Source organism: Caproicibacter sp. BJN0012 (assembly GCF_035986805.1).
GTDB lineage: Bacteria > Bacillota > Clostridia > Oscillospirales > Acutalibacteraceae > Caproicibacter.
The window spans coordinates 3,101,369-3,124,135 of sequence record NZ_CP142518.1 but is presented as its reverse complement, the minus strand read 5'-3'; the positions used below and the strand labels follow the sequence as shown (position 1 = coordinate 3,124,135).

At 56.2% G+C, this 22,767-nt stretch carries 18 protein-coding genes; 12 read left to right on the top strand and 6 right to left on the bottom strand.

The genetic code is table 11. The features are described 5' to 3' along the window. Nucleotides 1-5 precede the first annotated feature (5 nt). Genes VA597_RS15270 through VA597_RS15260 form a run of 3 tightly spaced genes read left to right on the top strand, consistent with a single transcriptional unit; the run spans nt 6 to nt 2,058 of the window. Nucleotides 6-665 (top strand): hypothetical protein, encoded by a 660-nt coding sequence (locus tag VA597_RS15270; RefSeq protein ID WP_128743782.1) that lies wholly within the window; start codon nt 6-8, stop codon nt 663-665. A 21-nt stretch (nt 666-686) separates the two neighbouring features. Then, nucleotides 687-1,385 carry an ABC transporter ATP-binding protein gene (locus VA597_RS15265; protein ID WP_326974836.1) on the top strand — a complete coding sequence of 233 codons (699 nt, stop codon included), beginning with the start codon at nt 687-689 and terminating at the stop codon, nt 1,383-1,385. A 25-nt stretch (nt 1,386-1,410) separates the two neighbouring features. Further along, complete coding sequence (locus VA597_RS15260; protein WP_164919093.1) at nt 1,411-2,058, top strand: pilus assembly protein N-terminal domain-containing protein; 648 nt, start codon at nt 1,411-1,413, stop codon at nt 2,056-2,058. Nucleotides 2,059-2,156: 98 nt separating this feature from the next. Here the strand turns inward: VA597_RS15260 and VA597_RS15255 are convergent, their stop codons facing one another. Genes VA597_RS15255 through VA597_RS15245 form a run of 3 tightly spaced genes read right to left on the bottom strand, consistent with a single transcriptional unit; the run spans nt 2,157 to nt 7,748 of the window. After that, nucleotides 2,157-5,003: a hypothetical protein gene (locus tag VA597_RS15255; protein WP_128743780.1), complete on the bottom strand. Its 2,847-nt coding sequence runs from the start codon at nt 5,001-5,003 to the stop codon at nt 2,157-2,159. A gap of 30 nt (nt 5,004-5,033) precedes the next feature. After that, nucleotides 5,034-7,100: an efflux RND transporter permease subunit gene (locus tag VA597_RS15250; RefSeq protein WP_128743779.1), complete on the bottom strand. Its 2,067-nt coding sequence runs from the start codon at nt 7,098-7,100 to the stop codon at nt 5,034-5,036. Between the two features lie 57 nt (nt 7,101-7,157). Continuing rightward, entirely contained in the window at nt 7,158-7,748 is a 591-nt protein-coding gene (locus VA597_RS15245) for a TetR/AcrR family transcriptional regulator (protein ID WP_128743778.1), read from the bottom strand. 232 nt (nt 7,749-7,980) lie between these two features. On the opposite strand from VA597_RS15245, the gene VA597_RS15240 reads away from it, so the two are divergent. Together VA597_RS15240 and VA597_RS15235 are read left to right on the top strand one after the other, a co-directional pair. After that, the gene (locus VA597_RS15240; RefSeq protein WP_326974835.1) at nt 7,981-9,492 is read left to right on the top strand and encodes an FAD-dependent oxidoreductase; all 1,512 of its coding nucleotides are present in this window, start codon (nt 7,981-7,983) and stop codon (nt 9,490-9,492) included. After that, nucleotides 9,396-10,409 carry a tocopherol cyclase family protein gene (locus VA597_RS15235; RefSeq protein WP_128743776.1) on the top strand — a complete coding sequence of 338 codons (1,014 nt, stop codon included), beginning with the start codon at nt 9,396-9,398 and terminating at the stop codon, nt 10,407-10,409. Before VA597_RS15240 ends, VA597_RS15235 begins: the two co-directional genes overlap by 97 nt. A 131-nt stretch (nt 10,410-10,540) precedes the next feature. Here the strand turns inward: VA597_RS15235 and VA597_RS15230 are convergent, their stop codons facing one another. From VA597_RS15230 to fixA, 3 genes are all read right to left on the bottom strand, one after another. Further along, nucleotides 10,541-12,130 (bottom strand): AMP-binding protein, encoded by a 1,590-nt coding sequence (locus VA597_RS15230; RefSeq protein ID WP_128743775.1) that lies wholly within the window; start codon nt 12,128-12,130, stop codon nt 10,541-10,543. A 145-nt stretch (nt 12,131-12,275) separates the two neighbouring features. Beyond that, entirely contained in the window at nt 12,276-13,202 is a 927-nt protein-coding gene (locus VA597_RS15225; protein ID WP_128743774.1) for an electron transfer flavoprotein subunit alpha/FixB family protein, read from the bottom strand. A gap of 28 nt (nt 13,203-13,230) precedes the next feature. Next, on the bottom strand, nt 13,231-13,995 hold the full coding sequence (fixA, locus tag VA597_RS15220; protein WP_128743773.1) for a putative electron transfer flavoprotein FixA: 765 nt from the start codon (nt 13,993-13,995) through the stop codon (nt 13,231-13,233). A 630-nt stretch (nt 13,996-14,625) separates the two neighbouring features. Here fixA and VA597_RS15215 point away from each other — a divergent pair. The 7 genes from VA597_RS15215 to VA597_RS15185 all read left to right on the top strand — a co-directional run bounded on the left by VA597_RS15215 (nt 14,626) and on the right by VA597_RS15185 (nt 22,761). After that, nucleotides 14,626-15,816 (top strand): CaiB/BaiF CoA transferase family protein, encoded by a 1,191-nt coding sequence (locus tag VA597_RS15215; protein ID WP_128743772.1) that lies wholly within the window; start codon nt 14,626-14,628, stop codon nt 15,814-15,816. A gap of 23 nt (nt 15,817-15,839) precedes the next feature. Next, nucleotides 15,840-17,054, top strand: coding sequence for a CaiB/BaiF CoA transferase family protein (locus VA597_RS15210; RefSeq protein ID WP_128743771.1), 1,215 nt, complete (start codon nt 15,840-15,842; stop codon nt 17,052-17,054). An 84-nt stretch (nt 17,055-17,138) separates the two neighbouring features. Further along, complete coding sequence (locus VA597_RS15205; RefSeq protein ID WP_326974834.1) at nt 17,139-17,750, top strand: MBL fold metallo-hydrolase; 612 nt, start codon at nt 17,139-17,141, stop codon at nt 17,748-17,750. A 45-nt stretch (nt 17,751-17,795) separates the two neighbouring features. Further along, complete coding sequence (locus VA597_RS15200) at nt 17,796-19,247, top strand: sigma-54 interaction domain-containing protein (protein WP_326974833.1); 1,452 nt, start codon at nt 17,796-17,798, stop codon at nt 19,245-19,247. Between the two features lie 149 nt (nt 19,248-19,396). Next, complete coding sequence (locus VA597_RS15195; RefSeq protein WP_442872781.1) at nt 19,397-20,170, top strand: enoyl-CoA hydratase/isomerase family protein; 774 nt, start codon at nt 19,397-19,399, stop codon at nt 20,168-20,170. 51 nt (nt 20,171-20,221) lie between these two features. Further along, nucleotides 20,222-21,505 (top strand): MFS transporter, encoded by a 1,284-nt coding sequence (locus VA597_RS15190; protein WP_326974831.1) that lies wholly within the window; start codon nt 20,222-20,224, stop codon nt 21,503-21,505. Nucleotides 21,506-21,621: 116 nt separating this feature from the next. Beyond that, a complete protein-coding gene (locus VA597_RS15185; RefSeq protein ID WP_128743766.1) occupies nt 21,622-22,761 on the top strand; it encodes an acyl-CoA dehydrogenase family protein in 1,140 nt (379 codons plus the stop codon). Nucleotides 22,762-22,767 lie beyond the last annotated feature (6 nt).

Genomic DNA, 22,767 nt, shown 5'->3' with positions numbered 1-22,767 from the left:
TCCCCATGAAATTTGCCCATAAGTTCTGCGCGTGGATTTGCGCGGCTTTGCTGCTGGTCCCTCTCGCGGCCTGCTCCAAAGGGAATCAAAAAAGCGTCCAGGCGGGAACATTATCCGGAGATCAGTCCGCAGGAACTCAAATCGTCGGCAAGGTCACTTCGGTGGTGGGAAATCAGGTTACGCTTGCCATCGGAACCCTGAAGGGCGCTGAGAATAGAACATCCAGCAGAAAAGGATATTCCTCCTCCGCGGTTTCGTCTGCCTCTTCGTCCGCCGCGTCGGAAAAAAGCGGAAATTCTTCATCTTCCGGCCTGATTGCCCTGACAGGTGAAACCAAGACGCTCTTGATCCCGGTCGGACTGACCCTGGCCGAAGGCGGGTCGGAAAGCTCGCGGTCCTCCGGAACGGGCGGTTCACAGGGAGGCTCGCAGGGGAACGCGCAGGGCAGTGCGTCGGCCGGCGGGTTTTCAGGAGGCAGCGGAAGGACGCAGGCCGGGTCGGGCGGAAAGTCGGGAGGCTCCGGCGGTACGGCCGGGGCCGCTCAAATGACTCAGAGGACACGTGATTTTTCCAGCATCACCAAGGGAATGATTTTGCAGATCACAGAAAAAACGCTCAGCGACGGGACGCAGGGGATCGTAAAGGTTGCGGTGCTGTCCGAGTAGGGTGTCATCGGGGGAATAAGTTTGGAACAGATCATCCGGATGGAACAGATTAAAAAATTCTACAATCAGGGGGAAAACAGGCTGGAAGTACTCAAAGGGATTTCCCTTGATGTGATGGACGGCGAATATCTTGCGATCCTCGGCCCATCGGGCTCCGGAAAGAGCACGCTGATGAATATTATCGGATGTATGGACCGCTTTCAGGAGGGAGAATACTGGCTGACGGGGTCCCACGTCAACGGCATGAACGATGCCCAGCTCACGATTCTGAGGAATCAGCAGATCGGCTTCATTTTTCAGAAATATCATTTGATTCAGAAGTATACCGTTCTGCAGAACACCATGATCCCTCTTCTGATCCGCGGAATGTCGCGGAAGGAGGCGGAGGCCCTTTCCATGGAAAAGCTGGACCTCCTCGGGATGAAGGAACGAGCCGGACACAAGCCGAACGAGCTTTCGGGCGGGCAGCAGCAGCGGACGGCGATCGCGCGCGCGCTGGTCGGCTCGCCGAAGCTTCTTCTTGCCGACGAGCCGACCGGCGCTCTGGACCGCTCGACGGGCGAGGAGGTCCTGAAGCTGTTTCAGCAGCTGAACGAAATGGGAAACACGATTGTCATGATTACCCACGACCGGCATGTTGCGACCAGCGCCAAAAGAATTGTTAAAATCATAGACGGAGAACTTTTTGAAGGCAATGAGGAAGACGTCGCGCAGGCGTGACCGGGAAGACAGAGAGGAGAACACTATGAGCCGGATTCGATCCCTGAGAAAATTCATTCCACTGGCGGTTTCCGCCTTGACGGCCGTTTTTGTGATCGGAACGTGGGCCGTGATGACGGCTTCCGCCACGACGGCGGAAAGCGCGGTTTCCACCGTGAATCTGCCGGGTGTCAGCCTGGCGGCCAACAGCAGCTATTTGTCGGACACTTATTTCGGGGTTCTGCATCTGGGCGTTGGCGATGACACCGTCGCATGCGCTTCCATCGACAGCAAGAACCGCGTTGTCGTCACGGCGGTCAGCCCGGGCGAAACGACGGTCAGCTTTTGGTATAAGAAGGGTGCGACCGACGACTGGGTTTCAGCGGTTTTGCCGATTTCCGTTTCCGGCACCTCCAGCGTGGCGCATACCATTACCAGCAGTGCGGTGGGATTGGTTTTTCCACAGCAGACCGCCTCCATGAATGCTGGTTCCGACTATACCATCAGCGGTATTGCGCTGAACGGTGTAACGGTAAACGCGGCAACATTGCTGTGGATTTCATCCTCGGACTCCATTGCCACGGTGGACCGGGATACCGGTAAGATTCATGCGGTCGCTGCGGGCACGGTGAGGATTTATGCGATCGATCCGACGACCAACAGCTGTGCCAGCGAAACGGTCGTTGTCAGCTAGGGAAAGAGATACCGCGCTTTTGAGCGTGGAAATGGGCCCGGGCGGCCGGCATTTTGATGCCGGCCGCCCGGGCCCGTGTTACGCCGCTTTTCAATTCCTCAGAACAGGCGGCTGATCGTGCTCGCGGCATTATTCCACGCGGAGCGGATCCGTCCCCAGAATCCGGAACCGGATCCGGAGCTGCCGGAGGATTCGGAGGTCTGGACCGCTTTTGTCTCAGCTTTTTCAGGCTCTTTGATCTCGGCCGTTTTATAGACGAATTTCACACTGGTCTCGGCGCCGTCCGCGGCTTCGGTAAAGATTTTGTACTGGTCGGACAGATCGGTGTACGCGTCCTTTTTATCCAGGAGGGTGAGCATGTTGTCCGTTGTGCCCTTTTCCGTGAATTCGTCCAGCTTGGCGAAGGTATCCTGAAAGAGCGACACCGTGTTCGGCTGTGTGGTCAGCTGGAAAATATTCATGATTTCCCTGTTCCTGCGGATGTCGTTTTCCATTCGGGTCAGCACCGCGCTCGTCTCCGGCATCTTGTGCAGGCTGGCGCTGTTGGCCGGCTCGTCAAGTTCCGCCTTGACCGCGTCCAGAATCGGTCTGGAGTCGTCCATATCCGTCTGCAAAGCCGGCACCGTGGCGCGGAAATTCTTGATTTTCGGATCGTCGTTCAGATTGATCAGGTCGCGCAGGATGGAGATGTTCTCCGTGTTGCCGTCCATGTCGGTCTTCATGCTTCTGAGCTTTTTGGCCCAGGTGATCAGATAATCCATGTCGTCCTTGTTCAGCAGCAGGTCCTTTGCATCGTCGAAATCATCCTCAAGGTCCGCCTGGTCATCTTCATCGAGATCGTCGAGATCGTCCTGAAGGTCGTCGATGTAGCCCTTGAGGTGGCCCATGTTGGCCATGGTGCCCGTCAGCTTGGAAACGTAGTCGCTGCCGAGCTGCTTTGTCAGGCTCGAATTCAGGCTGGCGGAGCTTGAGAGCAGACGGTTCAGCGAATCCGTCAGCCCGGAGATGGTGGAAGAATCCAGCATGCCGGAAAGCAGAGCGTCTTTGATATCGCCGTCCTGAAGAAGCGTCTGTATCTGTGCTCCCGCTTCCTCCTCCGGCAGCAGAACCTTTTCGGCCAGTTCGGCTGTTGTGCCCTCATCGAGTGAAAGCCCCAGACTACCGGCAAGGCTGAGCAGGTCCTGAACTCCGACGTTCCCGCTTTCATCGGCCATTCCGGCGAGCTGCTGAATAACCGCGGCCTGCTGCTCGGCCGGCAGGCTGCTTAGCAGGGGGCCTAAAACGGATTGGACATCCGTCAGCGGGATCACCGCGTTGGAGGAAGGGTCCCCCATGACGGCGGCGGTCATGTTGGCCGTAATGGTATTGATCGCGGCGCTGTCCAGCCCGGAGCTTTGCAGCATGGAGAGCAGGTCAGAAACCGGAATGAGGCCGTTTTTGTCTTCCATGGCGGAGAGCTTTCCTTCCAGGGCTTCTTCCAGCAAGTCCGGATGATTGCTCAAAATTGCTTCCATCAGGGCCTTCACATCGTTGTTCTTCAGCTGGAACGAAGGGGACAGCAGGCCGGAGGAGGAAAGCTCCTGCATGCTTTTCAGCGTGTTGGCGAGCGAGTCTCGCACGTCCGTTTCGCTCAGCGCGGCCAGCGTGTCGACGTCGCTTTCGTCCAGGCGGTTCAGGATGTGCTTCGCGTCTTTCATCGCGTCGTTCAGATGGTCGTAATTTTTATCGTATTTGTCCAGGACGTGGATCACCCGGTCCAGCTTGCCGATCTGGAAGGTTTCGATGTCGTCGTAATCCCCCAGCAGCGTCTTGGCTTTCTCGACATTCTGGTCGGTCAGGCGGTCGTTCAGCCCCCGGATGACCTTGTTGTCCATCACGTATTTCAGGTCTGCCTTGTCGATGTCCGACGTGACGCGGTCGTACAGGCTGATATTCTGATCGGTCACATATTTCGGCAGGAGGTCCAGGGCGGCGGTGTCAAGGTCGTAAAAGTCGAACACGTCGTCCACGATCAGGCGCGCGGCCGCGGTGCGGTCCGGGTTGGTGAACAGGGAACGGATGTCTTTGCCCGGGTCGGCCTCATTGATATTGTCCTGCATTTGGCCCAGCTTGTCGAGGTCGTCTTTCAGGTCGTCGATGCTGCCCTCGCTGCCGAGGTCGTCCTCGTCGGGCAGCTCCGGCGTCGCCGCGACGGCGATCGAGCCCAAGGTGAAGTTGGCCGCGTCCGCCGTGATTTCGAGGCTCTCCGGGAGGTCGATCGTGTCGAATCCGTCGACGCCGCAGTTTTTCAGGTCAAGGCTTTCCGAGAGGCCCGGCATGCAGAGAAACGTGACGAACTGGTTGTTTCCGTCGGAGATGACTTTTCCCTTGCTGACTGAAACGTTCCGGAAGGTGTCGGACGGAAGGGTGGCGGCCACGACCGCCGTCATCGGCGTGTACATCACGAGGCTCTTCCCGTTAACGGAAACGGTGCGGGCGTCGGTGTTTTTCACATCGATCCGAATTTTCACCTTGCCCGATTTTCCGGCGATTTCCTCCGGCGTTACAGATTTGCCGTTCAGAGAGTAGGAAACGGAAATTTTCAAAGGCGTCGCGGCGGCGGTCGTTCCCTGGTAGTAAATATCGGCCCCGTTGCCGCCGCTGCCGGCCATGGACCAGGTCAGGCTTTCCCCGGTTTGAACGGGCTGTTCCGAGGATTTTACGTTCTTGATCTCCTTCAGGTTGGACCGGTCCGCGACCCGGGCGGCGCCGGAGTTGGAATGCAGCCAGTCGGAGACCGTGGTGTTCAGCACGCCGCCGCTGGCGTTCAGGCTGACGTAGACGGTCTCGTCCTTTTTGGTCGATTCTCCGCTGGCCGCGGCCGCCGTGGGCCCGGACGCCGCAAAAATCACGGCGAGCAACAGGCAGCCGATCCGGCCTGCGCGGGAACAGATCTTTTTTCTCATGGTAAAAAACCTCCTTTGCGGAAAGAATCTTCAGTTGGTGTCAAAATGGTAGCTCAGCTTCCGGAGGAACGGCTCGGTTACGTAAAGGACGGCGGGCAGCAGGGTGATGATGATCACCGCGCTGACGATGGCGCCGCGCGCGAGCATCGCGCAGATGCTTGAAATGATCCCCATCTGGGAGATCCACGAAACGCCCGTGGTCGCGCAGAAAAACACCAGCGAGCTGGTGATGATGGACGGGAACGAAGTGACGCTGGCGGCCCGGACCGCCTCCATGCGGCTCTTCCCCGCTTTCAGCTCCTCCTGGAAGCGCGTGGTCATCAGGATGGAGTAGTCGACGGTCGCGCCCATCTGCACGCAGTTGATGACGATGGGGGAAATAAACGGAATCGTTTCGCCTGTCAGGAACGGCACCCCGAGGTTAATGTATATGGCCAGCTCAATGACCGATACCAGAATGAACGGAACGGCGGCGGATTTGAACACCAAAGCGATGATCACCAGCATCAGCACGGCGGATATGTAGCCCGTCACGGTGAAGTCGTGGTCCGCGATTTCAACCAGGTCCTTGGTCAGAGCCCCCTCGCCCGTCACCTGGGAGGAGGGGTCGAATTGCTTGGTGATCTTTGTGATCCGGTCGATCTGGGCGTTTTCGCTGTTGTCCGCAGCCGCATAGCGGGAATTGATCATGATGATCTGCTTCCCGTCCTTTTTACAGAGTTCCTTGACCTTCTGGGGGATGAAGTCGTCCGGCACCGCCGGGCCGATCAGGTCGTCGTAGCCCAGCACGTTTTTCACGCCGTCCAGATCTTTGATCTGCCCGATCATATCCTTCATTTTATAGGACGGGAGATTGTTGTCGAGAATGACGAAGTGCGTCGTCGCCATGTCGAATTCTTTTTTCAGCTTGTCGGTCGCGACCCTGGAATCCAGCGTCGCGGGCAGGGTTTTGTCCAGGTTGTAGTAAACCGCGGCGTGGGACTGCATGTAGAACGAAGGGCCGATCAGCAGCAGAAGCAGCAGGATCATGACCCTGCGGTGCCGGATCAGGAAGTCCGCGCCCCGGTCGAATTTTGGAATCAGAGGACGGTGCCTGTATTTGTGGATCGGCTTGTCGAACAGCAGGATCAGGGACGGCAGAACGGTCACGGTGCTGAGTACGCCGAGGATGACGCCCTTCATCATGACGATGCCGATGTCCTTGCCGATGGTAAGCTCCATGAAGCAGAGCGCGAGAAATCCGGCTACCGTGGTCAGCGAGCTGCCCGCGAGGGACAGAAACGTGCTTTGGATCGCGCTGGCCATCGCGTCGCGGCGGTCCTCAAATTTCGGGGTTTCCTCGTCGTAGCGGTTGATCAGGAAGATGGAGTAGTCCATGGTGACGGCGAGCTGCAGGACGGCCGCGATCGCCTGGGTGATGTAGGAAATTTCCCCGAGGAAAACATTGGTGCCCATATTGTAAATAATGGCGATCCCGATGCCGCCCAGAAAAACGAACGGCAGAACCCAGGACTCCATGCAGAACAACATCACGACCAGGCAGAGCCCGCCCGCAAGCAGAATATAAAACGGCATTTCTCCCAGCAGAAGGTTTTTCATGTCTCGCTGCATGGCGGAAAAGCCGCTGAGGTAGCACTGTTTGTTCAGCAGCTTCTTGATGTTCGCGATGGCGTCGAACGTTTCTTCGGAGGATGTGGAGCCGTTGTAGGTAATGAGCATCATGGTGGAGCGGTCGCTGTAAAACAGGTCTTTTACCTTATCGGGAAGCATGTCTCTCGGGACGCTCAGATCCGCGATGTCGTCGATCCACACGCAGTCGTTCACGCCGGGGACGTTTTTGATTTTGTCTTTTAAATCGGCGATGTCCTTCTCCGGCATGCCCTCGATCACCAGCATGGAGGTCGCGGCGTCGTGGAACGTGTCTTCCAGAACGTCTTCCCCCTTGACGGAATCCAGGTTTTTGGGGAGATAAGACAGGATATCGTAGTTGACCCCCGTTTTAAAATAGCCGAAGGCGCACGGAATCAACAGCAGGACGGCAAGTAGAGCAACCACCGTCGGGTGGCGGGTCAGAATTTTGGCAAATCGGGAAAGCAATCGGCATCTCTCCGTTTCTTGTGAATACAAGTCTATCCGGCGGCAGGGCCGGGATGTTCAGGCGAGGATTTTCTCGATCGACCGGTAAAGTTCCGGCCGGACCTCGTCAAATCCATAGGGCATATTCATGATGAGGGAACTGTAGCAGACGGCGCCGACCATGCAGACGATCAGGTAAAGGCGCTGTCCCGCGGCTTCGCTGGTGCCGCCGCCGAGCGTGAAGTTCTCAACGAACTCCCTGCGCACATCCTCAAGTTCCGTACAGCCGAAGAGGCGCTCGAACAGGGAAGGGGACAGGTTTTTGAAAACCAGCTCCAGGAAGGGGGTGTCGTTCCGGAACGCCTGGACCAGGGAATCGACGAAAAAGACGACGCTCTCCTGGAAACTGAGGGACCGCTTTTCTTTTTCATGCGCCAGCGCCTTCATGGTCCTTTCGAGCATCCCGGAGGTCCTTTTCAGGATCACTTTGTTCACAAGGTCGTATTTATCCGTGCAATAAAGGTAGAAGGTCCCCTTTGCCACGCCGGCCCGGCGCACGATTTCATCCACCACGGTGGCGTGGACACCCTTTGAGGTGAACAGGTCGTAGGCCGCGTCGTAGAGCTTTGCCATCTTGATTTTCTTATTTTCCAGCAGTTTTCCTCCCATAAGAGACCACCTTTTAAAAAATGACTAATGGTCATTTATTCTTTGCGCTGCTAGTATAAATCAAAAATGACTAATAGTCAATCTCTTGCTCAAAATTCATGGTTTTGCATAATTGCGGAAGAGGGACTTGACGAAAACTGGGCATGATACCGCCGATTAGCGGATCGGGTCGGACGAATTGGTCCAGGGGCGAATGATTTCCCCAAAGCCGGTAAAAATATGGCAAAAGGATGTGATCGAAAGGATGGAGGAGCACCGGTTTCAATCCTGTTGGCAGACGGTAAAACCACCCGAGTTCCCCAGGCTGAACGGGGACTGCAATGCTGACGCGGTGATTGTAGGGGGAGGACTCTGCGGCCTTTTGTGCGCTTACGAGCTGCTGCGCAAGGGGGTGCGGGATATCGTAATTCTTGAAGCGGGCAAAATCCTGAACGGAACGACCGCAGGAACGACGGGGAAAATCACTTCTCAGCACGGCCTGATTTACGCCGCGCTGGAAAAGGGGATGGGCACCAAGGCCGCCTGGCAGTATGCGAAGGCGAATGAAGAAGCGGTCTCACGCTTTGTGCAGATCGTGCGGACGGAGAGCATCGACTGCGATTTTGTCCCCTGCGACGCTTATCTTTATGCCTGTACGCCGGAGGGAGCGCAGCGTGTGAAGGAGGAGGCGGAGGCGGCCCGACGGCTGTCCATCGAAGCGTCGTTCACGGAGCGGTGCGAAGAACTGCCGTTTCCGACACTGGGGGCGGTCCGGTTTTCGGGGCAGGCAAAGTTCCACCCGATGAAATTCGCCTGCCGCCTCGCGGAGATCCTTCGGGACCGCGGCGTAAAGATCTATGAAAACACGCCGGCCGTTGCCCTGGACGACAACAGGATCCTGACCGGAACGGGCCATGTTTACGGCAAAAGCGTTCTCCTTTGTTCCCATTACCCGTTTACCAACCTGAAGGGGTTCTATTTCGCACGGATCGTACAGAACCGTTCCTACCTTGCCGCCCTGCGGGGAGCCCCGGAGCTTGCCGGCATGTACCTTGACTGTGAGGATGCGGGGCTCTCGTTCCGCAGCGCCCGCGTGGACGGAGAAGATCTTCTTCTGCTTGGATGGGGCGCGCACAAGACGGGGCATGAGACCGACGTGTCCCACTTTGAGAAACTGGAGGAGGAGGCGAAAAAGCTCTACCCGGCCTCATCCGTCGCCTGCCGCTGGTCGGCGCAGGACTGCGAAACGAACGACGGGATTCCCCTGATCGGACGCTACCGGCAGTTTGGCGACCGCGTCTATCTTGCGACGGGTTTCCGGAAATGGGGAATGACGGGCAGCATGGCGGCGGCTAACCTTCTGTCTGACCTGATTGTTTCCGGCAAAAGCGAAGTGGCCGATGTCTTTTCGCCTAAACGCGTGGATCTTGGGATGCAGGCCGGGAAGTTCTTTCGGGAGGCTGCGGACACGGCGGAGAATTTTTTGCGGGGATATACGGAAATCCCCAAAGGCGGCGTGGCGGAGCTGAAGGACGGAGAAGGGGGGATCGTGGAATTTGACGGCGCGAAAATCGGAGCCTACCGCGACGAGGATGGGAACCTGCACGGGGTCAAGCCATTCTGCACGCACATGCGCTGCCCTCTGCGGTGGAATCCGGAAGAGCATACGTGGGACTGTCCCTGTCACGGGTCCCGGTTCGACGCGGATGGGAACGTTCTGGGAAATCCCGCGTTCCTTCCGCTGGAAAAGAGGGGGCCGGACTGACGGGCGCGGCCGGTCCGCGCTGCTTTGAGGGCTGGTACTTCAAACACAGCGCGGAAGGGCGGGTGTATTCCTTCATCCCGGGGCTGGCGACGGGGTCCGATGGGAAATGCACGGCGTTCCTCCAGATGATTTCCCGGGAGGGATCCCGCTTTTTCCGATATCCGGCCGAATCTTTTCACACCGACCCGAAAAAGCTTTTCGTCAGCGTTGGAGACAGCGTATTCAGCGCCGCCGGGGCGGACCTCTCCGTTTCGCAGGGCGGGATTCGGGTCTCCGGCAGGCTGCGGTACTCCGCGTTTCAGCCGATTCGCCGGAGCGTTTACTGCCCCACGGTTATGGGGCCCTTTTCCTATCTCCGGTTTCTCGAATGCAGCCACGACGTCGTCAGCATGAACCATAAGATTGACGGCGAGCTGAACATCAATGGAAAAACAGTGGATTTTGCGGGGGGAGCGGGCTATATCGAGCGGGACGCGGGGAAATCTTTTCCGAAAGCGTGGGTCTGGTACCAGTCGAATCGCTTTTCCCAACCGGGAGACAGCGTCATGCTCGCCGCGGCGCGGGTCCCGGTTGGGCTCTTTTCGTTTTCCGGACTGCTTTGCGTCTGCCGGATCAGCGGCCGGGAGTACCGCCTTGCGACCTATTACGGAGGCCGTCTGGAGCGGGTGTTTCGGTCCGGAAACGATATCGGGCTGGTTGCCCGGCAGGGCGGCTGCCGATTGGAGATCCGGGTCCGCGCAGGCGGCGGGCAGGAGCTGAAGGCGCCGCTTCTGGGGGATATGACGCGCGTCATCCGGGAATTTCCCTGCTGCGGCTCGGCGGTGCTTCTAATGAAAAATGGAACCGTGGTAATGAAGGACAGAGGCGATTGCGCCGGATTTGAGCAGGTAGGCGGCCTGAGAGAATTTGGCTTATGACGCGGAACAGCGCCCGGCATGCTCGTTCGGAGCAATGCCGGGCGCTGTTCCGTGCTAACGTTATAGCGTAGGCTTTTTGTCAATATCTGATAAAAGCTGGTTCCGGACAAAAAATCGGGGCTGCTGTTCTGTTACGTGGATTTTGGCGGGCAGTGCGGCGAAGAGAGAGATTTTTGACGTAATAGCTGCTTTTTGATTTTACCTGTGGCGGTCCGCGGAAATTCGCCGACAAATTCGACAACGGTGGGAACCTTGAATTTTGACAGATGCTGCGAACAATATTCCACGACTTCAGACTCCGTCATCGATTGGTTTTCCGCCAACTGAACGTAAGCCTTCACGGCCTGATCCCGAATAGGGTCCGGCACGCCGATCACCGCGGCGTCCGCAATCTTTTCGTGGGAAGTAAGCACATATTCCACTTCTTCGCTGCTGATGTTTTCTCCCGACCGCTTAATCATATCGCTCATGCGGTCCATGAAGAACAGCCAGCCGCCTTCGTCCAGATAGCCCATGTCTCCGGAGTGGAGCCAGTTGTCCCGGTCGATCAGTTTCGCCGAGGCCTTCGGGTCCTGATAGTATCCCGGAATGATGGTTTTTCCGGGAACCCCGTGAACGCAGATTTCCCCCGGAGTGTTTGGAGGCACCTCATTGCCGTCGCAGTCGATGATTTTGATTTCGTAGGAGAGAGCCGGGCGCCCGACGGAAGGCCAGTGCTGGTCTCCGGTCAGCGGCACGCAGGTGACGCCGGAGACCGTCTCCGTCATTCCGTAAGAGTTGAGAAGACGGACATGGAAGCGGGACTCAAAACGCTCTTTTTCTATGTCGCACAGTCCCATCGAAAAGTAAATTTGCTTGAGACAGTGGTCTTTCTCCCAGGGCTGCACCGGCTGCATCATCATGGTACGGTTCATGATCGACATGGTATCCGTAAAATTGGCCTTATATCGGCAGACCTGGCTCCAGAAACGCCGCGCACTGTAGTGTTCCACCATAATCAGCGTGCTGCCCGTGCAGATCACCGGCATGGCGGCCATCTCCTGAAAGTCCATATGATAGCAGGGCATGGAAGAGAGAAACCGGTCCCCCTCGCTCATTCCCATCTGAGCCACATGCAACAGGCCGCCGTAAACCACGTTGCTGTGCGTATAGACGGCACCCTTTGGGTGGCGCGTAGTCCCGGATGTAAAAAGAATCACGGCCGTGTCGTCGGGGGAAACGGTCCGGTTTTCCTTCAGCGCGGCGGGCTGCCTGGGCATTTCCTTTTCCAGACAGACCAGACCGGGCCGTTCGCCGCCGCCCGCAGTAAGGATAATGGTATCGAGCCCCAGCGCGCTTTGTTCTTCGGCGAATAGATCGATGGATCTCGGCTCGGCGATCAGGCGGTGAATCCCACACTTTTGTAACACGTAGGCGCTCTCATCCAGTTTATAGTGTTCATTCATCGGGACGGTAACGGCGCCGATCTGTGCCAGGGCCAGCCAGCAGATCAGATACTGGGGCGTGTTGTGCAGATGGGTGGCGACCAGTTCGTTCTGTTTGATCCCCAGTTCGAGGAACAGGTTCGCGGTCTGTTTCACCATCCTGTCAAAATCGGAATAGGAGTAGGAGGTGACTTCATCTTCTACGGATACGAATTCCAGGAACGTCCTGTCTTTGTAAAACCGGACGGTTTCATCCCATTGGCTGCGCAGAGTACGGTTGCCAACGATGTTAGTCATATGCATTATCTCAATTCTATTTGTAGTCGGAGAAAGGGAGGCTGCGCTGCCGCGGCACAGCTTCTTCAACGCAGCTGAAAAATGTCCGGATGCCATGGGGCGGCAAAGCCCACGGGCTTTGCCGCACGAAACAGCCGGAGAAAAATCAGGACAGCTTTTTAATCAGCTCCGGAATCACCTTGTAGATGTCACCCACCAGGCCGAAGTCGGCGTTCTTGAAAATGGGCGCGCTTTTGTCTTTGTTGACGGCCACGATGACCTTGGATTTATTAATGCCCGCAATGTGCTGTACCTGTCCGGAAACACCCATGGAAAAGAGAAGGTCCGGTTTTACCGTTACCCCGGTAAGTCCGATGTAATTGGCGATAGGCATCCATTTGTTATTTTCCGCCACGGGACGGGAACAGCCCAGCTCGGCGCCCAGCAGAGACGCCAACTGACGGCACATGTCCAGGTCCTCCTGAGCGGCCAGACCGCGCCCCACATCCACGATGCGTTTTGCAGCGGCCAGGTTTGCGCCGCCGCCTTTCTTCTCGTTGCGGGCAACCAGTCTGACGGCGCATTCGGGTTTCCCCGGAATCTCCGCAATGCTGTCCGCGGCAGGAAAGACGGTATCGATGTCGCCGAAAATGCCGTTGCCTGCCGTGACCACGCCGTAGGCTCCCGTAAAGACCTGGCTGCGCACGGCGGAGCCGCCGTACACGGTCCGTTTACAGACGATGCGGCCGCCTTCCGGAGAAATTTCATTGACGCAGGTCATGACCGCAGTATTCAGATAAGCGCCGAGAGTGCCCGCAATGCAGCGGCAGCGGATGGAGTTGTTCAGTAGCACCAGCGCGGACGGAACTTTCCGGACTTCTTCGGCGATCGCCTTGCAGTAATCCTCCGGCCGGCAGGATTCGACCGGGCCGTAAAAAATGGTCTGGGCACCGCAGGCGGCGGCCTTTTCAGCCGCCGGGCGGTCCCCGAACACAACGGCCGTCACCTGATCGGCCAGTTTCCTTGCGCCGTAGCAGAGCTCGGCCAAAGCATCGGCTTTATCCGTTATTACAAAAATTGATTGAACTGCCATATTCAGTACCTCCTTTATTTTACCGTTCTTACAGGATTTCCTTCCTGAGGAACTGGTACAGGGATTCCACGGCTTCTTCGTTATCGCCCTCGATGATTTCCATCCGGCGTTCCTGCTGTTCCGGGACAAGCTGGCTCAGCTGCTCGACGGAAGAAGCGGCGTCGGTCAGCGCAATGTCCAGAATGTGGACCGGCTTTTTACCGGCGCGCATGATTTCCTTCATGGCGGGGACGGAAGGAACGTTGATGTCCGAGGAGACGGAGAGAACCGCAGGAATGGAAACCTCTAAAATCTCAATCTCATCTTCAAGGGTGCGTTCGACCTCCAAAGCGTTCCCCTTGACCTTGATATTGGTGACGTTGTTGACTGTGGGGATCCCCAGCAGGGCGCCGATCTGGACCCCGACTTCCTGAGAATACAGATCACCGGACCCGGTGCCGCACAGCACGAGATCAAAACCATCGGAATTCTTCAGCGCGGTGGCAATGGCCCCTGCGGTTTCCAAAGAATCGGAGAAATGGTGGGTGTCGTCGATGACCAGTGACAGCTCGTCGGGACCGCGGGAAAGGATGTCCTTACGGATTTTGGAGCCTTCCAGCGCATTTGAATTGCCGATGCTCAGAGCGGTGAGAGTGCTCGGAATCTCAGCGGAGAGCTTCTTGGCGGCCTCGATGGCGTTCAGGTCGTACTGGCTGATTTTCCAAGACGCTTTGGTCAAATCAAGCTCTTTGCCGGGCAGGACCTGGATCTCCTGCTCATCCGGGACTATTTTGCAGCATGTGATAATTTTCATTGTGCACCTTCCCATTAATGATATATTAATTGACTCAAAGCGGAGTCATATCTATTATCTCGCAATTTACGTGCCAAATTTGAGCCCGCGGGATAAATCACACCCTTGCGCCGGGAAATCAGGGCCGGAACCGCTCCGGGAAAGCGCTGAAACGCCTGATCCCGCAGAAAACGAACGCTGCGGATCCTTCCAGTGGAACATCTTTCCATCCGCCGGCCGGAGGAAGGATGGATTTTACAGAAAAAAGAATCTGTAAAGTATTTGTTTACAAATGAGTGTAAATGAAACGATTACAGTGTAAACTAGTATTTGACGATTTTGGGACGTCCGGTTTCCGCCTACAGCGGCCCGGAAGCACTGCGGAATAAAAAATATCGTCCATTTTCCGGGCGGTGTAAAAGTGAGGACGAAATCGTTAAAAACAAAACGGGACGGGGGTCGATTTCATGATGCTCTGAATTCGCCGCTTTGCGGAATTGAGACGATTCATTTTATGGTAAGTTCTTTTTTCTTAGTTGGCACGCAGTTTGCTCCAATAAAACAACAGACATATTTGAGCAAATTTTATCCGGGCTTTCCGATGCGGAAGGCCGCCACATCGTTTTGACACACTGAAAGGAGAAGGAGTTCATGAAGCCGCTGACAGGATTGAGGATACTGGATCTGACCGATGGGAACCCTTATATAGGAAGCATGTTCGCGGATTATGGAGCAGAGGTCGTCAAAATAGAAAAACCGGGTTCCGGCGATTCGATCCGTAAAAGGGGATCGGACGGCGACCACCCCGAGGGGATTTACCAGGCCTATTACAACCGGGGTAAAAAAAGCGTGACAGTCGACGTCACGAAGCCGCAGGGTCAGGAGATTATCCGCAGAATGGTCCCGCATTTTGATATGATGGCCGCCAATATTTCGGAAGAGGCGCTGAAGGGCTGGGGACTGGGATACGAGACGGTGAAACAGCTTAACCCGAAGCTGGTTTACGGGATTTTGACCCCGTTTGGCGAGGAAGGCCCCTGGAAAGATTACCCGGACTACGATCTGGTGGTCATGGCGCGGAGCGGCCTCCTTGCGCAGACGGGCTTCCCGGAAAAACCGACCCGCATCGGATTTCCCCTGAGCTATTATTACGGCGGCTGGCACCTGACCGCAGGCATGATGGCCGCCTGGCTGAAAGCCATGGAGACCGGCGAGGGCCAAAAGGTCTCCGTGTCGTCCTGGCAGGCTGTGATGTCCATCGACGATACGTACGCCCAGTGCCTGGTCGGAATGAACGAGCTGCCAAAACGGATCGGGAACGGATTTCCCACCGCCAACCCCACCGACACCTTCAAGTGCAGGAACGGCTGGTTCGCCCTGAGCATCGGCAGCGACCAGCAGTGGTGGTCGTTCAGCAAATCGGCCGGCCGGAACGACTGGATCGAGGACCCGAGATACAGCCGAGACCCCGTGAGGTCCATGGAACATTACTTCGGCGACCTTGACCTGCAGCTGAAGGATTACTTCGCGTCCATCACCATCGAGGAGGCGGACCGCATCTGCAAGGAAGCGATGGTTCCCGGCGCTCCCTGCTACACAGTCAATGAACTGGCGCACGATGACCAGGTGAAGGCGCGGGAGATGATCCTGCCGGTCTCCGACCCGAGAATGGGGAAGACCCTTCAGATCGGCAAGCCGGCCAAATTCCTGCGTGACAACGAAAACGACAACGAGATTGCTCCGGCTCCCGCCCTTGGGGAACATACCGAATCCGTGCTGAAAGAACTCCTGTCGATACCGGACAGCGAAATCGCGGATCTGAAAAAGGATCAAATCATTTAAAATCATTGAAAAGGAGAATCATCATGGCTGCATTTGAAACCGAGGGCGTTTTAAAAGGCCTGAAGGTACTGGATTTTACCATCGCGGTTTCCGGCTCCTTTGTTGCATGGCAGTTTGCTGATCTGGGCGCGGAGGTCTGGAAGGTGGAAAAATACGGCGACGGCGATCAGGCGCGCACCTGGGGACCCTTCGTCAATGACCTGAGCACCCTGTTCGTATCGTACAACAAGAACAAGCAGAGCATCGAGATGAACCTGGCGAAGCCCGAGGGCAAGGCCATCATCTATGAGATGGTAAAGCACTGTGATATCGTTTTGGAAAATTTCAAGAGCGGTTCCATCGACCGGCTGGGATTGGGCTATGAGAAGCTGAAGGAGATTAATCCCCGCATCGCATTTATTTCCCTGAGCGGCTTCGGCGCTTCCGGCCCAATGGCGAAGTACCCCTGCTACGATGCCATCGCGGCGGCGAGAGGAGGCTTCGCGGGCAGCAACGGGGAACCGGAGGGCGCTCCCATGAAAGCGGGCAACAGCATCTGCGATACGCTGACGGGGATCTATACGATGAACGCGGCGCTGATGGCGCTGATCGAGGCGCGCAGAACGGGCAAGGGCTGCAGGGTGGACGTAGCCATGGCGGACGTGGCCATGCGTTCCTGCGAGGAGACCCTGATGGATTACGCCAGGAACGGGACCGCTCAGCCGAGGTTCGGCAACCATGACCGCTTCACCGCCCCCTATGGCATCTTTGAGGCCCGCGACGGTTTCGCCGTCATCATTGCCGACAGTGAGGAGCGGTGGCGGAGCCTGTGCGCTGCGCTGGATGTTCCGCGGCTGAAGGAAAACCCGCTTTTTGCCGACAACGCGTCCCGCGTTCGGAACCGGGATGCCCTCGTGAAGGAACTCGAGGCCGTCACAAAAACTTTGTTCCGCTCTCAGATCGAGGAGAAGCTCCTGAACGCGGGGGTGCCGGCGTCCGGGGTTCTGCCGTTTATCGAGGCGTATACGTCCAAACATTGCAATACGACGGAAGTGACGGAGATCGTGCAGCAGGACAAAATCGGCGCGACACGGTTTTATAAGAATCCCATCCGTTTCAATAACGCATCCTGCGAAATCAAACGCGGCTCGCCGCTGCTTGGACAGGACACCGACGATATTATGAAAGAACTGGGCTATTCCGACAAGGAAATCAAAGCGATGTACGATGCCGAAGTGATTGGAAGCCATCTGATCTGACTTCCGGCTTCGACCGGGAGCGGAGAGTTTGGTCCAGACACCACTCATGAAACGGAGACAAAGGTGCAGATTAAACAGTTGATATTGGGAGATTATGAAACGAACTGTTATGTGCTTCAGGGTCCGGGTACCGGCAGCTGCGCCGTGATCGATCCGGCGGACGACGGGCCTGAAATCTGCAGGGCGCTGAAGAAGCTGGGAACGGTGCCCGAAGCGGTCCTGCTGACCCACGGCCATTTTGATCACATCCTGGCGGTTCCCTATCTGCAGGAACGCTGGCCGCGCCTGCCGGTTTACTGTCATCCGCTGGACTGTCCAAAGAAGACCACGGAGGAGTACGAGGGACAGATTTACCCAACTGTTTCCGCTTTCCGGAATCTTCGCCGCTGCGAAGAAGGGGACAGCATTTCCGCCGGCGGCCTTTCCTTGCGAGTGATCTGCACACCGGGGCATACCCCGGGCTCTGTCACTCTGATCTCCGGGAACGCGTTGTTTACGGGAGATACGCTGTTTCAGGGCGGCATAGGAAGAACGGACTTTGAGGGCGGGGACAATCGGGCCATGATGAAATCCCTTGCCCGTCTGGCGGCGCTGAGCGGAGATTTCCGGGTCTTTCCGGGGCACGGCCCCGCCACAACGCTGAATACCGAGCGAACCCACAATCCCTGTCTCAGAATGGCGATGAAGCTGTATTAGTTGGAAAGAAGCAATTCAGAAGAAACGGGGGGATTGAAGATACAATTGTCAGAAGAAACCCGGCTTGTCCTGGACGCGCTGGCGGCGATCGGGAACGTTGTGGAGATTGTCGACACGGAAGGCGTCTATGTCTACTGCTCGGAAAACAGCAATTTTGCCGACATAGAGCCAAAGGACATGATCGGGAAAAATGTAAAGGATATTTATGGGCTGACCGACGACACCTCCAAAGTGATGAGGGTCCTGCACACGGGCATCCCGATCCGCGATTACCTGATGAGTTTTCTGTCCGTAGCGACAGGGAAGAGGTACCTCTGGCTCTACAGCGCCTATCCCCTGATCGTGGAAGGAACGCTGATTGGGGCAATCACGGTCTACAAACCTTTTTCGAACGTGAAAAGTCTGGTGGATGAGTATGACGGCACCGAAAAGAGGAAATCCGACTGTCCCGCTTCGGTCCAGACGGGAAACTTGTTCACCTTTGACGACATCATCTATGCCTCGGCCAATATGGAGGAGACCATTGAACTCTGTCGGAAGGTGGCGAAAAGCGATTCTTCCATTCTTCTCGTCGGAGAGACCGGAACAGGGAAACAGATGTTTGCGGAAAGCATCCACAGCGAGAGTACGAAGAACAGCAAGCCTTTTATTTCGGTCAACTGCGCCGCGATTCCGGACACTCTGCTGGAAAGCATTCTGTTCGGTGTGACCAAGGGCGCCTACACGGGGGCGGTTGAAAAGGCGGGCCTCTTTGAGCAGAGCTCCGACGGGACCATCTTCCTTGACGAAATTCAGGCACTTTCCCCGGAAATGCAGGCGAAGCTGCTGCGGGTGCTGGAATATAAGGTCGTCCGGCGGGTGGGCAGCAACAGGGAGATCAAAGTCAATCCCCGCATCATCACCGCAATGAACGTGAATCCCCTTGACTATATGAAGGCCGGAAAACTGAAGCCGGACCTGTTCTACCGGATCGCGGTGGTGACCATCCGGATCCCGCCGCTGAGGGAACGCACCAGCGATATTCCCATTCTCGTCAACCATTTCATTCAAAAGGCCAACAGCGATTTTTCCCGCAATATTGAAAAGTGCTCCGATCAGGTCATGCAGCACTTCTTCCAGTACGGGTGGCCGGGAAACGTCAGGGAACTGCAGCACACCATCGAGCATGCGGCCGCGGTGATGGGGGAATGCGACACCTGTGTTCAGATGGAGGATCTGCCCGCCCTGCTGATGCAGAACACGCCGATCGCCGTGGAAACGCGGGAGATCAGCGGTCTCGATTTTGAAAATGTCTTCGGCCATATCGAGAGCGGCGTCGGCATCGATTACAAATCCGCCCATAACTACGTGCTCAATGAATTCAACAGACAGTTCAACCGGTTTTTCATCAAACACGCGCTGGAAGTGACAAATTACAATGTCTCACAGACAGCTCACAGCATCAAAATCTCGCGCCAGTTTCTGCATAAACTCATCCGCAAATTCGATATCCGCTGATCGTGTACGGCTTGGACTGCGGAAACGATGTTCCTTTGTTGTTAAATTTTCAGGAAAAAGCCTGCGGGAGGGGACCTCTGCGGAAAGGGGAAGAATCTTTTCGGGCCGGATCTTGAATTTTTACAAAATATAATGTTGAGGTGATCATTTTGAGCGAAAAAAATGTACTGACCGAACTCACCGACGGCGTTTTGATTGTGACAATCAACCGTAACGAGCGCAGGAATGCTCTTGACCCCGCGACTTCCGCGGCGATGGAGGAGATCCTGAACGGTGCGGAAAAGAATCCGGAGGTCCGGGTGATTATCCTGACCGGCGCCGGGGAGCGCAGCTTTTGCGCCGGAGAGGACCTGGCGGCGTTCGACGAAGCGGGCGAATGCCAGACTGTGATGGAACACGGCTTCGGCGGCATGACCGCCCGCGTTTCGTCAAAGCCCATCATCTGCGCGGCGAACGGCACTGCGGTGGCCGGCGGCCTGGAGATTGCTCTGGCATGCGACCTGATCGTCGCGGCGGAACATGCGCGGTTCGGCCTTTCGGAGGTGAAAGTCGGTTTGTTGGCTACGACCGGCGGCCTGGCCCGCCTTTCCCGCGACATTTCCCGCAAAGTCGCCATGGAGATGTGCCTGACAGGGACGCTGATCAGTGCCGAGCGCGCCAGGGAGGTCGGCCTGGTCAACTATGTGGTTCCCAAAGAGCAGGTCATGGAGAAGGCGCTGGAGCTGGCGCATACCATTGCAAACAACGCCCCCATTTCCCTGAAACTGACCAAAGAAATCTTCCATATTGCCCCTCAGGTTTCCCTTGAGGATGCCCAGCGCTTCTGCGACCGCTGCTGGGATTACATTGAAAAAACCGAGGATGCCAAAGAAGGCCCCGAGGCATTTCTGGAGAAACGCAAACCCCAGTGGAAAGGCCGGTAAGTCCCCCCGCAGACAAACGACACTTTAAAAATATGAGTGAGGGAAATAATAATGGTTAACAAGGTATCGAAAGGCTACAAATGGCTGATGTTGTTCCTGGTCGGGTTAGGCTACACGACTTGCTGCATGACCATCTGGATGTATTACAGCTATTATGATTTGATGCAGAAATATTTTGGGGCCACCAACACGCAGATGGGTTATCTGGGCACGATTACCGGCCTTGTCATGATCGTCTGCTGGCCTGTGGGCGGCATGGTCGCGGATAAGGTTTCCATGAGAAAATCTTTCCTTGCCTGCATGGCGTTCACCGTTGTGTTTTTCATGATTCTGGCCGGGCTCAAGAACTTCAACATTTACATGGTCATGCTGTTTGCGTCCTGTATTATGATGGGCGTTTACTATACTCTGTTCGGCAAGATCGTCAAAGGCGTTTCCACTCCGGAGACCGAAGGGAAGAACACCGGCTACTTCTGGGCGATCTATTCCCTGGGCGGCTCCGTCATCGGCGCGTTGGGCTCCTACTTTGTCACCAAAATGGGAATGGCCGGCTGGCGTCCCCTGATGTACCTGTTCATCGGCCTGGCCGTTGTCTGCGCGGTGGTCTGCTACTTCTCCCTGAAGGAAGACCGGTTCAACGACTGGACCCAGCTTGACACCAATAAGGAAAAGCCCAAATTCGAGATGAAGAACGTGAGCAAGGTCCTTCTGATGCCCGAAATCTGGGTCGCCTCCCTGATCTATTTCACGATGCTGATGATTACCTGCGCGGGAATCCGCGCCGTGTCCATGATGGGCAGCGTATATATGGTGCCTCTGGGGATCGTCACCTTCATCGGCGTTTTCCGTCAGTACATCGGCCGCGTGATCCTGAGCCCGGTTTCCGGTTTTATGATCGATAAATGGGGTTCCTCCATGAAGGTCATCCGCCTGCTGCTCGTCATCACCCTGGTCGGCATGGCAGCCTTCTTTATTTTCCCTGTCGGCGGCGATTACTTCTGGGTCGGCATCCTGCTTGTGGTGTGCTGCACCATTGGCTACGGCATGCAGGCTCCCTGCTGGATGACCCCCATTTCCGAGATCGGAGTTCCGGTTGCCTATCACGGCACGGCGATTGGTCTGTACAACGGAATCGGCTGCATTTCCGATGCATTCATCTATGTTCTCTGCGGCAATTGGGTCGATAAATACGGCGACGTAAAAGGCAACCAGATCTCGATCGGGTTCATCTGCGGCATGCTCGTACTCTGCTTTGTGCTGACCCTTGTCGAAAGCAAAATGATCGAAAAGAGAAGAGACGCTCTGGGCAGACCGCTGCCGCTGAAAGCCAGCTGAGCTGCGGGCCCATTCATCGCGCCGTTTATAAATCAGGTAAAAACAAAGCACTCCGCGTTGCCATGTCGATTGAGGCGACGTGTAAGTGATAAAAACTTGAGTTGGAGGTTCATAAAATGGATTTTAGATTGACGGAAGAACAGGAACTGATGGTTCAGGCCATTGACGAGGCCATGAAGCGAGAGAATCTGGAGACATACTTCAAAGAGTGCTGCGAAAAGCACGAGCATCCGCAAAAGTTCTGGGATATCCTGCGGGAACTGGGCTGCTTCAGCATGTTCCTGCCCAAGGAAGCCGGAGGCGAAGGGGAAGGCGCCGTCACCATGTTTCTGGTCATGGAGGCCCTGGGCCGCGCGGGCGCGCCCATCTATCTGTACTGGGACCATGTGAAGGCGGACTCTCTGCTGGAATGCGGAACCAAGGAGCAGATCGACAAGTTTATGCCCATGTTCTTTGAAGGGGACTCGGCGTTCGCGCAGGGTTTTTCCGAACCCACGGCGGGCACTGATTTGTCCAGCAACACCATCATGACAACCTATACCCGCAAAAACGGGAAGGTTTATATCAACGGCCACAAGCATTTCATCAGCGGCGCCCAGCGCAGTGATTATATTCTTGCCCTCTGCAAGAATTCAGACAATCCGGAGCAGCTGACGCTGTGGTTTGTTCCCACCAATGTTCCCCAGTGCAAAAAAGAGCGCATGGAGACCATGGGACTCGACATGGAAGATGTCAACGATGTGTGGTTCGACAATGTCGAGATTGAAGAAAAGGATATGTTCAGCTTCGAAGGCAACGGCCTGATGGCCACTTCCAAGGGGTTCGATTACGAACGCCTGATCGACGCGTTCAATGCCTACGGCCAGGCTCTGTGCGCCTATGAGGACGCCTGCCGCTACGCGAACCAGCGCACCGCGTTCGGACAGGAGATCGGCAAGTTCCAGCTGATTCAGAACCACATTATGGAAATGGCCATGCGCGTTTATTCCATGCGCGACATGCTGCTGCATTTTGCCTGGAACAAAGACAACGGCTGCCTGACCCGCGCGGAGGCCTCCATTGCCAAGCAGTACTGTTCCGAAAGCGCCAACGAAATTGTGGACCATGCCATGCAGATTCTGGGCGGCTTCGGCTACTGCGGGCACCGCGTCAGCCGCATCTACCGCGACCTGCGCATCACCCGGATCTCCGGCGGTACCGGCGAAATCCAGACCAGAATCGCCGCCAGGTCGATCCTCAAGCAGTATAGGGACTGATAAAAC

Coding starts and splice junctions, on each gene's coding strand:
- VA597_RS15270 (WP_128743782.1), top strand. CDS start 6: ATGAAATTTGCCCATAAGTTCTGCGCGTGGATTTGCGCGGCTTTGCTG.
- VA597_RS15260 (WP_164919093.1), top strand. CDS start 1,411: ATGAGCCGGATTCGATCCCTGAGAAAATTCATTCCACTGGCGGTTTCC.
- VA597_RS15255 (WP_128743780.1), bottom strand. CDS start 5,003: ATGAGAAAAAAGATCTGTTCCCGCGCAGGCCGGATCGGCTGCCTGTTG.
- VA597_RS15245 (WP_128743778.1), bottom strand. CDS start 7,748: ATGGGAGGAAAACTGCTGGAAAATAAGAAAATCAAGATGGCAAAGCTC.
- VA597_RS15230 (WP_128743775.1), bottom strand. CDS start 12,130: ATGACTAACATCGTTGGCAACCGTACTCTGCGCAGCCAATGGGATGAA.
- VA597_RS15225 (WP_128743774.1), bottom strand. CDS start 13,202: ATGGCAGTTCAATCAATTTTTGTAATAACGGATAAAGCCGATGCTTTG.
- fixA (WP_128743773.1), bottom strand. CDS start 13,995: ATGAAAATTATCACATGCTGCAAAATAGTCCCGGATGAGCAGGAGATC.
- VA597_RS15215 (WP_128743772.1), top strand. CDS start 14,626: ATGAAGCCGCTGACAGGATTGAGGATACTGGATCTGACCGATGGGAAC.
- VA597_RS15210 (WP_128743771.1), top strand. CDS start 15,840: ATGGCTGCATTTGAAACCGAGGGCGTTTTAAAAGGCCTGAAGGTACTG.
- VA597_RS15190 (WP_326974831.1), top strand. CDS start 20,222: ATGGTTAACAAGGTATCGAAAGGCTACAAATGGCTGATGTTGTTCCTG.
- VA597_RS15185 (WP_128743766.1), top strand. CDS start 21,622: ATGGATTTTAGATTGACGGAAGAACAGGAACTGATGGTTCAGGCCATT.